Source organism: Caulobacter sp. (assembly GCF_035254145.1).
Classification (GTDB): Bacteria; Pseudomonadota; Alphaproteobacteria; order Caulobacterales; family Caulobacteraceae; genus Caulobacter.
The window spans coordinates 1-11,633 of sequence record NZ_DATFAV010000320.1 but is presented as its reverse complement, the minus strand read 5'-3'; the positions used below and the strand labels follow the sequence as shown (position 1 = coordinate 11,633).

Annotated in this window: 12 protein-coding genes; 5 read left to right on the top strand and 7 right to left on the bottom strand. The window is 68.8% G+C overall.

All coding sequences use genetic code 11. The features are described from left to right. The first annotated feature begins 36 nt into the window (after nt 1-36). Nucleotides 37-792: a copper homeostasis protein CutC gene (locus VJ655_RS19120; RefSeq protein WP_324113853.1), complete on the top strand. Its 756-nt coding sequence runs from the start codon at nt 37-39 to the stop codon at nt 790-792. Here VJ655_RS19120 and VJ655_RS19115 read toward each other — a convergent pair. From VJ655_RS19115 to VJ655_RS19105, 3 genes are read right to left on the bottom strand one after another with little or no spacing between them, the layout of a single operon-like run. Next, nucleotides 789-1,952, bottom strand: coding sequence for a glutathionylspermidine synthase family protein (locus VJ655_RS19115; RefSeq protein ID WP_324113851.1), 1,164 nt, complete (start codon nt 1,950-1,952; stop codon nt 789-791). The two genes, VJ655_RS19120 and VJ655_RS19115, sit on opposite strands and share 4 nt — an antisense overlap. After that, nucleotides 1,952-2,704, bottom strand: coding sequence for a PspA/IM30 family protein (locus VJ655_RS19110; protein ID WP_324113849.1), 753 nt, complete (start codon nt 2,702-2,704; stop codon nt 1,952-1,954). The genes VJ655_RS19115 and VJ655_RS19110 overlap by 1 nt, the downstream gene beginning before the upstream one ends. A 26-nt stretch (nt 2,705-2,730) precedes the next feature. After that, nucleotides 2,731-3,402, bottom strand: a complete 672-nt coding sequence (locus VJ655_RS19105) for a YjfI family protein (RefSeq protein ID WP_324113847.1) — start codon at nt 3,400-3,402, stop codon at nt 2,731-2,733. 156 nt (nt 3,403-3,558) lie between these two features. Between VJ655_RS19105 and VJ655_RS19100 the strand changes: the two genes are divergently transcribed. The 4 genes from VJ655_RS19100 to VJ655_RS19085 all read left to right on the top strand — a co-directional run bounded on the left by VJ655_RS19100 (nt 3,559) and on the right by VJ655_RS19085 (nt 5,893). Further along, complete coding sequence (locus VJ655_RS19100) at nt 3,559-4,200, top strand: YjfK family protein (RefSeq protein ID WP_324113846.1); 642 nt, start codon at nt 3,559-3,561, stop codon at nt 4,198-4,200. A gap of 11 nt (nt 4,201-4,211) precedes the next feature. Next, complete coding sequence (locus VJ655_RS19095; RefSeq protein ID WP_324113844.1) at nt 4,212-4,625, top strand: DUF350 domain-containing protein; 414 nt, start codon at nt 4,212-4,214, stop codon at nt 4,623-4,625. An 11-nt stretch (nt 4,626-4,636) separates the two neighbouring features. Continuing rightward, nucleotides 4,637-5,269, top strand: a complete 633-nt coding sequence (locus VJ655_RS19090; RefSeq protein ID WP_324113842.1) for a DUF1190 domain-containing protein — start codon at nt 4,637-4,639, stop codon at nt 5,267-5,269. A gap of 141 nt (nt 5,270-5,410) precedes the next feature. Continuing rightward, entirely contained in the window at nt 5,411-5,893 is a 483-nt protein-coding gene (locus VJ655_RS19085) for a hypothetical protein (RefSeq protein ID WP_324113840.1), read from the top strand. A gap of 15 nt (nt 5,894-5,908) precedes the next feature. On the opposite strand, the gene VJ655_RS19080 is transcribed toward VJ655_RS19085, so the two are convergent. The 4 genes from VJ655_RS19080 to VJ655_RS19065 form a co-directional block, all read right to left on the bottom strand. Then, nucleotides 5,909-6,403, bottom strand: coding sequence for a low molecular weight protein-tyrosine-phosphatase (locus VJ655_RS19080; RefSeq protein WP_324113838.1), 495 nt, complete (start codon nt 6,401-6,403; stop codon nt 5,909-5,911). Continuing rightward, nucleotides 6,403-10,002, bottom strand: coding sequence for a hydantoinase B/oxoprolinase family protein (locus tag VJ655_RS19075; RefSeq protein WP_324113836.1), 3,600 nt, complete (start codon nt 10,000-10,002; stop codon nt 6,403-6,405). Before VJ655_RS19075 ends, VJ655_RS19080 begins: the two co-directional genes overlap by 1 nt. A gap of 159 nt (nt 10,003-10,161) precedes the next feature. Continuing rightward, complete coding sequence (locus tag VJ655_RS19070) at nt 10,162-10,737, bottom strand: TMEM165/GDT1 family protein (protein WP_324113834.1); 576 nt, start codon at nt 10,735-10,737, stop codon at nt 10,162-10,164. A gap of 367 nt (nt 10,738-11,104) precedes the next feature. After that, nucleotides 11,105-11,633 (bottom strand): DUF2793 domain-containing protein (locus VJ655_RS19065; protein WP_324113832.1); only part of this gene is annotated, 529 nt, incomplete at its 5' end.

The following is an 11,633-nucleotide window of genomic DNA, read 5'->3' as shown; positions in this document are numbered from 1 at the left end:
AGACCGCCGAATCCGTATCACGACCGGAGAGAGATCATGACCGCCGCCAACAATCTCGTGGAAGGGCGCATCCTGCTGGAAGTCTGTGTCGATACGCCCGCCGGATTGGCGGCGGCGATCGCCGGTGGCGCGGATCGCATCGAACTTTGCGCGGCCCTCGGCTTGCAGGGCCTGACGCCGGCGCCGGGCTTGATGGCGCTGGCGACGCAGGCGCCGATTCCCGTCTATTCGATGATCCGGCCGCGCAACGGTGACTTCTGCTACGACGACGGCGACATCGACGCCATGCGGCGGGACATCGACGCGGTCCGGCTGTATGGCCTGGCCGGGGTCGTGATCGGCGCCAGCCGCGCCAACGGCGAACTGGATCTCGACGTTCTGGAGATCCTGGTCGAGCATTCCCAGGGCCTGGGCCTGACCCTGCATCGCGCGATCGACATCGTTCCCGACCAGGCGGCCGCGCTGGAGGCGGCCATCGCGTTGGGCTTCGAGCGGGTGCTGACCTCGGGCGGGGCCCTGACGGCCGAGGCCGGGGCCGAGCGCATCGCCGAGCTCGTCGCGCGGGCGGCCGGCTGCATCGGCGTGATGGCCGGAGCCGGCGTTCGGCCGGGCAACCTGGCCAGCCTGGTGAGCCGGACCGGGGTGCGCGAGGTCCACGGCTCGTTCGGCGGCCCGGTCCCCGGGGCCGACCCGGCCTCGAAGCTGGGCGAGATGGGCTTCGTCCCGCCCGAGTTGCGAGACACGAGCCAGGCGGCGGTGGCCGAGGCGGTCGCGGTGCTCCGCGGGCTCTAGCCCTCGATGATGTGCGGCACGAAGCGTGAGCGGTCGCGCGTCACCCGTCCCCGATCCTCGCGGACGCCCACGCCGGCCGGCTGGTCGCCGACGACCCAGGAGCCGACCACCGGATAGTTCACGCCGAACCTGGGAGGCGGCTTCAGCTCCTGGCGGATCCAGCCCTCGGCGCCATAGCCCTGGTCCAGCACCCTGCCCCTGCGGCCGTCCTTCCAAAGCTCGACGTTCGCGCCTTCGCGGCTGAACAGCGGCTTGCGGGCGTAGCTGGAGCCCAGACGCTCGACCTTGGGATCGTCGTCGAAATAGGTCTCCAGCAGGTTCGGATGGCCTGGGTGTCGCTCCCACAAGAGCGGCAGCAGCGCCTTGTTGGACAGCACCGCCTTCCACGGCGGTTCCAGGAACAGGGTCTTGGAGCCGGCGATGTTGGCGGCGTAAGGCTCGCGCAGCATGTCCTCCCACGGGTACAGCTTGAACATCGCGCCGATGATGTAGTTGTCCTGGTCGACAAAGCGTCCGTCGGCGTCCAGGCCGATCTCCGTCGTCGGGACGAACTTCGGCTCAAGCCCCGCCAGCCGCGCCATGTCCTCCAGGAACCGCACCGTCTGGCGGTCCTCGACGAAGTCCGGATCGCTGGCGAAGTGGACGAAGCCACCGTTCGGAAAGATCGCCTTGAACCGCTCGGCCAGCCGGTCGTGCAGGCTGTTGAACTGGTCCGTGCTCTCGGGCAACACGCCCCGCTGGATCAGGTCCTCCAGCCACAGCCATTGGAAGACGGCGGCTTCATAGACGCTGGTCGGCGTGTCGGCGTTGTATTCGTAGAGCTTGGGCGGCCCGGCCCCGTCGTAGAAGAAATCGAAGCGGCCATAGAGCGACGGGTCGCGCGCCGTCCACGAGGCGGCGACCACATCGCGGGAAGCTTCGGGGATCTGCAGGCGCGCCATCAGCGCGTCGCTCTTCACCGCGTCGTCGACCAGATCCAGACAGAGTTTGTGCAGCGACTCGGTCGCGGGCTCCAGATGGCCCTCGACCTCCTCCAACGTGAAGGCGTAGACGGCCCGCTCGTCCCAGTAGCGACGGCCGTCGGCGTGATGCCAGGTGAAGCCGACCGCCTCGGCCTTGGACTTCCAGTCCGGCCGAGGAGTCAGGGAGAGGCGGCGCATCAGGCGTCCTTGGAACCGGCCTTCGCCTTGTCCTCGATCGCCAGCAGCGGCGATGGCAGAGCCTCGTCCTTAGGCGCCATCAGGCGGGCCAGCACGTCCTCGGCTCCGCCGCCGCCCGGCAGGATGCCCGCCGCGGCCAGCTTTGCGTCGAGATCCGCGCCGGTCTTGCGCTCCTCGGCCTCGTTATGGAGCTTGAACTGCTCCTCGCGCACCGACTGGCGCTCCTTGATGCGCTTGAGGCTGTCAGCCGCCGAGCCGACGACGCCGCTGGCCGAGCCCGAGCGCGAGATCACGGCCGCCTGGGCCTTCTGGACGCTCTCGTTGACCTTGACGATCTCGATCTCGCGACGCAGCGCTTCGACCTTGGTGTCGGTCTGGGCGATGATCGTGCGCAGCTTCTCCTCGGCGGCGCGCAGCTCGGTCATCTGGGTCGACTTCTGACCCGCATCCTTCTCGAGATCGGCGATGCGCTGAGCCACTTCCAGGGCCAGGGCCTGGTCGCCCTTGCTCATCGCCGCGCGCGCCGAGGACTCGTACTTGCGCGACTGGTCGGTCAGCTGGGCGACCTCGGTCTCCAGGGCGCGGCGGCGGGCGACCAGCTTGGCCAGTTCGTCCCGGGCCTTGCCCTGGGCGTTGTCGGCGTCGCGGATCTCCTGGTCCAGGATCCTCAGCGCGTTGGCGTCCACGATGGTCTGCGCGCCGTCATGCGCGGTCCCACGGAACAGGGCCGAGAGCTTGCTCCAGATCGACATACGAAGGTCTCCAGGTCTCTGTTCTTTTAAGCGGCCGCGACGCGGCTTTTTTCGAAGGTGTCGCGCAGGTCGCTGGCGGCGGCGATGGCGTTGTCGGCCAGGGTGCGCAGCTCGATCACCAGGGTCTGCAGGGTGGTCTTGGACGAGATCTCGCCCATCAGCTCGTAGTAGTCGCGGCCGTCGACCGTGGTGATGCCGAAGTTCGACAGGGGCACGATCTTCTGGGCCTTGAGCAGGAATTCGTTGAAGGCCGCGCGGTCGTTCTGCTCGTCGCACGCCCACAGCAGGGTCGAGACGACCAACTGCAGCGAGCCGCCGCTGACATAGATCGGCAGATCGCCGAACTCGTGCATGACCACCAGCAGCACGGGCTCGACGCCCTCGACCACGGTGACGGTCATCTCGTCCTCGCGCACGAGCGCGCTTTCCACCAGTCCGTCGCGCAGGGTGTGGATCGTCCAGGCGGTGTCGATAACGGAGTCCATGTGTCTGTGGCCCTTGGGAGGGTTGGGGTTGGTCTTCAGGGCCGGCCCGCGGGCCGACTCCACGACGATAGCCTGGACGGCCGAGAGGATGTCGGGCTTGCAGGTCGCCGGCGCCCAGACTTCGATCTTCACGAAGCCGGCGTTCCGACGGGCTTCACGCCACGCGCGGGTCCTTTCGGCGGCCTGAGCGCCTCTCGTCGGTTTGGCAGGCATGCGTTACATGTACGCATAACATGTACGCTTGACAAGACACGGTTCGCCGTCATCCTGCGTCCGACTTCACCTCGGGGCAAGCGCGCCCTGACGTAGAGCTGGCGTCACCCATCAGTTAGGAACGCCAGTCGGAAATTTGAGGGCTCGCGAACCGCGATGTTCGGAAAGCTTTTCGGCAGGAAGGACGCCTCGCGCCCCGCCCTGCCTGTCATCCGCAACGTGACGATCGGCCGGACCGTGGTTCTGGACCCGCTGGCCTGGCGACGCTTTGGGACCGAGACCAGGTTCGCCCTCGACCGCGACACGCTGGAGATCACCGCCCAGGGCCTGATCCAGCTGAACGACGGCGCGTTCGTGCATCGCTTCTATACGGACGACGAGATCCTGTTCCAGGTCGTGTCGGACGACCGCGAGGGCCAGCGCGCCAACGACTTCACGGTCTTCGTCCCGTGGGCCAGCGCCTATCCGGGCGACGCCGCCGACAAGGCCGCCTGGAACCAGCGCCTGCGCGCACGGACGTTCCAGCCCGAGGGCCTGCCCGAGTATCGCCGCTTCTGGTTCGGCGAGGACGCCGAGCAGCAGGACCCGGTGACCCTCTGGGAGAACGTCTATTATGATCGCGAGGCCGACGCGCCCGACCGCCGCCTGTTTCAGACCACCATGCTGTTCCACCGTGAGCTTTCGGGTGGCGACGGCCGCGAGCTGCTGCTGGCGCTGACGGCGGAGCCCGAGGACGGCGACGTGACGCAAGAAACGATGATCGGCCTGCCGCTGTCGGTGGCCGAGTTCAGAGCATAGGGAGCCGCCGCATGTTCGACTTCAGCGCATTCCAGGACGGGGCGATCGCCTTCATGATCGCCTTCGTGGCGGCGGGCCTGTTCACCATCGCCTTCAAATACATCTATCAGTGGGTGACGCCCTACAACGAGAAGGCGCTGATCCGGCAAGGCAACGCCGCCGCGGCCATCGCCCTGGCCGGCGCTCTGATCGGCTATGTCCTGCCCTTGGCCTCGGCGCTCAGCCACACCGTCAGTCTGGTGGAATTCGCCGCCTGGGCGACCCTGGCCGGCGTCATCCAGATCGCGGCCTTCACCGGCGTGCGTCTGGTCGCCCTGCCCGATGTCAAGGCGAGGATCGAGAACGGCGAGACCGCGATCGGCGTCTATCTGGCCGGGATCTCCATCGCGGTCGGCGTCCTGAACGCCGCCTGCATGACCTCTTGAGGAGCGCAGCGATGAGCACGCGCAAACGCTCGGCCTCCCTGCAGCTGACCACCATGCTGGCCGGCGCGGCCAGCCTGACCCTGGCCGGCTGCGACGATCCCGGCGCCCAGGCCAGCTGGGACCCCAACCGCGGCGAACAGGTCGAGGCGTTCAGCTACAAGACGCTCGAGGAGTGCAAGGCGGCCAACGAGGTCCCCGACCAGCAGTGCGAGACCTCCTACGCCGCCGCCCAGAAGGACGACGAGAAGAACGCCCCCCGCTATGAGGCCCGGGCCTCGTGCGAGGATGTCTACGGCGTCGGCAATTGCGTGCCGCGCAGCCAGGCCGGCGACGGCAGCTTCTTCACGCCCCTGCTGGCCGGCTTCGTGATCGGGCGGATGCTGGACGGCGGCGGCGGTTACTATCGCGGCACCGGCCTCTATCGCGGCGACGACGGCTACTATTCGACCTGGGGCGGCCGGCTGGGACGCGACTACGGCAGCGGCCGCACGGTCATCACACGCGAAAGCATCGACCCGCCGGACGCGATCCGCAACGCCCCGCCCAAGGTCCAGACCCGCACCTCCGTCGTTTCCCGCGGCGGTTTCGGCGGCGGCCGCAGCTACGCCCACAGCAGCAGTTATCGCGGCGGTTTCGGCGGATAATCGCACCGATCGTTTTTGCGATTGACTCTCAAATATGGATCACCTCTATTTGAGAGGCGTTCGCAAGACGCGTCGGGCCGCTCATCGAGATCGGTCGCTCTAGGCGGGTGTCGGCCCCCTGCCGGGCGAGGAGATTTCGGCGTGCGGCCCGATCCTTTCCACGACACGACCCTGAGCGACTGCGGCCCGACGGATTTGGCGCGAGGCGAGCGCATCCTGCTGTGGATGCTGCGCCAATGGGTGACCGCCCGGGTCCTGGGTCAGGAACCGGGCGCGCGGTTGTCGCGCGAGGCCGGCGCTCTGGTTTCGTCCCGCGTCGCGGCGGCTTTCATCCTGATGATGACCACGGTCGAAGGCCAGGTGCGTCGCCCCCTCTGCATCTCCGCGCCCTGCCGCGAAGGCTATGCCGAGGACGAGCAACGCCTGATCACGGCCTGCGGCGTCTGCCCCGCCTCGCCGGAGATCGCCGCTCGTCTGCTGGAAGGCCTGGTGATGGCGCCGGAAGCGGTGATCGTCACCGCCCGCTTCCTGAACATGGCGCTGGCGACCGAGGATCTGGCCTTGCCGCTGCGGTTCGACGAGCCCGAGGCGCCGGCCGAGATCCAGCGGCCGACGCTGCACTAAACTCCTGAGTTCGCCCTATATCCACTGCTCATTGGCGGTGCGCGCCGCATCGGCCAGCCGCGCCGCCAGGGCTTGGGCCGCCATGGCGACATCCCTCCAGGTCACGTCGAAGTCGCCGCCGTCGCCATAGTAGGGGTCGGCCACCGCGCGCCCCTCATGGCCGGGCACGAGGTCCAGCAGCAGCCCCAGCTCCGCCGTCGCGTCGCGCGGCGCCAGGGCCCGCAGGCCGGCGAGATTGGTGTCGTCCAGGGCGTAGATGTGTGTGAAGGCTCGGAAATCGTCCTTGGTCACCTTGCGGGCCCGTTGCCGGCTGATGTCGACGCCGTTGCGGCGGGCCACGGCGATGGAGCGCGGGTCGGGCGGCTCTCCGGCATGCCAGCCGCCAGTGCCGGCGGAGTCGACCACGACGTCCAGACCCAGCCGCTCGGCCTCGGCTCGGAAGGCGCCTTCGGCCAGGGGCGACCGACAGATGTTGCCCAGGCAGACGAACAAAATCGAAGCCGTGGCCATTACGCACTCCCCCAGCCGCCGCCGCCCGGCGTCTCGATGACGATGGCGTCGCCCGCGCCGACCTCGACCAGATCGGTGGCGGTCATCGCCTGGACCGAACCGTCGGCCCGTTCGATTCTCGCCGCGCCCAAAGCGCCCGCCTCCCCGCCCTCAAGGCCGAACGGCGGCACGCGTCGGCGGTTCGAGAGCAAGGTCGCGGTCATCGGCTCGCGGAAGCTGATCTTTCGCACCACGCCGTCGCCGCCGCGATGCGTCCCATTGCCGCCCGAGCCGTGGCGGACCTTGAAGACCTCGACCAGCACGGGATAGCGCGCTTCCAGCACCTCCGGATCGGTCAGGCGGCTGTTGGTCATGTGGGTCTGGACCGCGTCGGTCCCGTCGAAGTCCGGCCCGGCGCCCGATCCGCCGCAGATGGTCTCGTAGTACTGCCGCCGCTCGTCGCCGAAGGTGAAGTTGTTCATGGTCCCCTGAGCGGCGGCCATCACGCCCAGCGCCCCGTAAAGGGCGTCGACCACGACCTGGCTGGTCTCGACATTGCCGGCCACCACCGCCGCCGGATAGCGCGGCCGCAGCATCGAGCCTTCGGGAATGACCAGCTCGACCGGCCGCAGGCAGCCGTCGTTCATCGGGATCTCGTCGTCGACCAGGGTGCGGAAGACGTACAGCGCCGCCGCCCGACAGATCGAGGCCGGGGCGTTGAAGTTGGTCGGGACCTGAGCGCTGGTTCCGGTGAAATCGACACGGGCGGTGCGGGCCTCCTGATCGACCTCGATGGCCACCTTGACCACCGCGCCGTCGTCCAGCTCGTAGGCGAACGCCCCACTCCGCATCGTCGCCAGCACGCGTCGGACGGCTTCCTCGGCGTTGTCCTGAACGTGGGCCATATAGGCCTCGACGACATCCTGCCCGAACTCGGCGACCATCGACGTCAAAGCCTGCGCCCCGCGCGCGCAGGCGGCGATCTGGGCCTTCAGGTCGCCGATGTTCTGGTCGGGATTGCGGGCCGGCCACCTTCCCGAGGCCAGCAGCGCCCGCGTCTCCGCCTCGCGGAAACGACCACCCTCGACCAGCAGGAAGTTCTCGATCAGGACACCCTCTTCCTCGACCGTCTTGCTGGTCGGCGGCATGGAGCCCGGCGTGATCCCGCCGATGTCGCCCTGGTGGCCGCGCGCGGCGACATAGAACAACAGGCCGCCAGCCGCATCGAAGACGGGCATGACCACCGTGACGTCCGGCAGGTGGGTGCCGCCGTTATAGGGGGCGTTCAGCATGTAGACGTCGCCGGGCTTCATGCCCCGCCCATCATGCTCGCGCGCGCCGCGGATCGCCCGCACGCTATCGCCCATCGAGCCTAGGTGCACCGGCATGTGCGGGGCGTTGGCGATCAGGTTTCCCTGGCGGTCGAACAGGGCGCAGGAGAAGTCCAGCCGCTCCTTGATGTTGACCGAATAGGCTGTGTTCTGCAGGGCGAACCCCATCTCCTCGGCGACGGCCATGAAGAGGTTGTTGAACACCTCCAGCATGACCGGATCGGCCTGCGTCCCAATGGCCTTGCGGGCTGGCAGGGCGACGACGCGGTCGAGGATCAGGTTCAGGCGGGCGTCAACGGTCGCGCGCCAGCCGGGCTCGACGACGGTGGTCCCGGTGGCTTCGCGGATGATGGCGGGACCAAGAACCTCGGCGCCGATGGCCAAGGCGTCGCGGTCGAACACCGGCGTGGCGTGAAGCGCGCCGGCCATGCGGGTTTCGACAGTAGCGAGCGGGCCAGCCTCGATTGCTCCAACGAATTTCAAGTCCGGCGCCTCTCCGGCGTCGGAACGGCCGATCGCCTCGATAGACAACGCCTCGACCACCAGCGGCGTCGCGGGCGAGGTAAAGCCGAAGCGGCGCTGGTGCAGGTCCTCGAACGCGGCGCGGACGGCGGCGGCGTCGCCGAACGGCGCGACCAGCGGCGTGTCGGTCCCAGCGTACTTGACCCGCAAGCTGGCCACCGTCTCGACCGAGGCTATCGGCACGTCCTGCGCCAGCAGGGCCGCCTCGGCCTCGCGCGCCAGCACCTTCGCGCGCTCGGCGAGATCGCCGGCGTCGTCCAGCGGCCGCTCGACCGTCTCCTCGCGGATCAGCCGCAGGTCGGCCAGGCCCATGCCGTAGGCGCTGAGCACGCCGGCGAACGGGTGGATCATCACCCGGGTCATGCCCAGGGCGTCGGCCACCAGGCAGGCGTGCTGGCCGCCCGCCCCGCCAAAGCAGGCCAGGACATAGCGGGTGACGTCGTAGCCCCGCTGGATCGAGATCTGCCGCACGGCCTTGGCCATGTTCTCGACGGCGATGGTGACGAAGCCCTCGGCCACCTCCTGCGGGGACATGGCCTTGCCGGTCGCCGCCAAAATCTCGTCGGCCATGGCCTCGAAGCCGCGCGTCACCGCGTCGGCGTCAAGCGGCTGGTCGGCGTTGGGCCCAAACACCTTGGGGAAGAACCCCGGCCGCAGCTTGCCCAGCATGACGTTGCAGTCGGTCACCGTCAGCGGCCCGCCCCGGCGATAGGCCGCCGGTCCCGGCACGGCGCCGGCCGAGGCCGGTCCTACCCGCAGGCGCGCGCCGTCGAAGGCGCAGATCGAGCCGCCGCCGGCCGCCACGGTGTGGATATTCATCATCGGCGCGCGCATCCGCACGCCCGCCACCACGGTCTCGAACGCCCGCTCGTACTGGCCGGCGTAGTGGCAGACGTCGGTCGAGGTGCCGCCCATGTCGAAGCCGATCACGCGCTCGAACCCGGCCTCGGCGGCCGTCCGCGCCATGCCGACCACGCCGCCGGCCGGACCGGACAGGATGGCGTCCTTGCCACGGAAGGCCCGCGCATCGGTCAGGCCACCGTTCGACTGCATGAACAGCAGCCGCGCGCCGTGGCCCCCATCTTCCTTTGTCTGAAGAGCGCTGGCGACCTGATCCACATAGCGACGCAGGACCGGTGACAGATAGGCGTCGACCACCGTGGTGTCGCCGCGCCCGACCAGCTTCATCAGCGGGCTGACCTCGTGGCTGACCGACACTTGCGTGAAGCCGATCTCGCGGGCGATCGCCGCCACCCGCGCTTCGTGGTCGGTGAAGCGGAAGCCGTGCAGCAGCACGACGGCCACGGCCCGGAAGCCGGCGTCGAAGGCGCCCTGCAAGCCGGCCCGCGCGGCGGTCTCGTCAAGCGGTCGCAGCACCTGCCCCTCGACGCTCATCCGCTCGTCGATCTCGACGACGCGATCGTAGAGGGCCTCCGGCTTGACGATGTGGCGCTCGAACAGCTTGGGCCGCGCCTGATAGCCGATCCGCAGGGCGTCGGCATGACCCGCCGTGATCGCCAGCACCGTCGGTTCGCCCTTGCGCTCGAGCAGGGCGTTGGTGGCGACGGTGGTGCCCATCTTCACCGCGTCGATCGCCTCCCCCTCGGGGAGCAGCGCCCGGACGCCCGCCACGGCGGCGTCGGCGTAGTGCTCGGGGTTCTCGGACAGCAACTTATGGGTGACCAGAGAACCGTCCGGACGCCGCGCGACGATGTCGGTGAAGGTGCCGCCGCGATCGATCCAGAACTCCCAGCCGCGTTGGGTCATAAGGGGGCGAACTCCTTGCTTCGCCCGTCATAGCGGCTCCCTCATCATTGTCATCCCGGCCGTAGCGCAGCGGAGAGCCGGGATCGCGGAAAGCCCAGCGCTTCCGGCGGTCCCGGCTCGGCGTGCTTCGCACTTGGCCGGGATGACAGCTTTCAAGGTCTATCTGAGAAACCCTGTCAGCTCCGCCACCTGCCACAGACCCAGCCCCAGGAAGATCACCGCCGCGCCGATGCGGACGTACTTCAGCGGCACGACCTTGGTCGCGGCCTCGCCCAGGTACACGGCCGGGACGTTGGCGATCATCATGCCCAGGGTGGTGCCGGCGGCGACCCAGGCGATGGAGTGGAACTTGGCGCCCAGGGCCACCGTGGCGATCTGGGTCTTGTCGCCCATCTCGACCAGGAAGAAGGCGATGGTGGTGGTCAGGAAGACGCCGTACCGGCTCGCGCCGCCGGCTTCCTCGTCGTCGGCCTTGTCGGGGATCAGCGCCCAGGCGGCCATGGCGATGAACGAGATGGCGATCGCCCATTTGAACCAGACGCCGCTCAGGAAGTCCGACACCCAGTAGCCGGCGGTCGCGGCCAGGGCGTGGTTGGCCAGGGTGGCGACCAGAATGCCGAGAATGATGGGGATGGGCTTCTTGAACCGCGTGGCCAGGATGATGGCCAGAAGCTGGGTCTTGTCGCCGATCTCGGCGATGGCCACGACCAGGGTCGAGACGAGCAGGGCTTCCACTGAAATAGTCCTCCGGGCCGGGCGCATGCCAATAGCGTCGACGCCCACCCGGCCCGGATGGAAATCGGCGCCATTGGTCTCGCCAAGGAAGCGTCAGGTCCGCTTCCCTTCCCCGCGCCATGGTTCCCCTCTCGAAAAAAGAGGACCAAGTGTGTTGACGGCGGGGCCCGCTGATAGGCGCGGGCGGCTACTCCCCAAAGGTGAGGCGGCGTGTAGCGGAGGGGCTGACGCTGGTCAAGGCGCCGAAGATGCTCCCCCGTCATATGGGGGAGCTGTCGCGGAGCGACTGAGGGGGCCAACACGGCGTTCGCCCAGCTTGCCACCTCCGGCCCTCTGGGCCACCTCCCCCGCCGCGCGGGGGGAGGATCTAGACGACCGCCGCCGGAGCGTCGAAGCGCATCACGTGGATCGCCACCCGCACCTTGCCGGCGACGAAGTTTCCGCCGACGGCGCTGATCACCACGGGCGTGTCGGCGTAGTAGGCCGTCGGTCCGACCACCCCGATGTTGCTGGAATTCTTGGCCACGCCCAGAGAGCCGCCGAACTTGCTGGCGTCGCCCGAGACACCGCAGTTGTAGGCGGTCGCGCCGGTGATCGCGACGGTGGTCCGGGTCGAGACCGCCAGCACGATGGCGCGGTTCGGGATCGCGATGCTAGTCGCCGTCGAGGCGCCCGACAGGGTGACCTCCTGCTCCAGGATCTCGAGCCGCGTGTTGGCGAGGTTCGGCGACGCCGCGGCGGTCAGGCTACGGAAGGTCGCCGACAGCGGGGTCCAGGCCGCGCCGTCGAAGGCGACCAGCTGGTTCTCGTCCTTGACCCAGGCCAGGACGCCCTCGGCCGGTGTGAGCGCCTCCCAGGCGCCGGCCTCGAACCGCATCAGGGTTCCGACCGCCTGG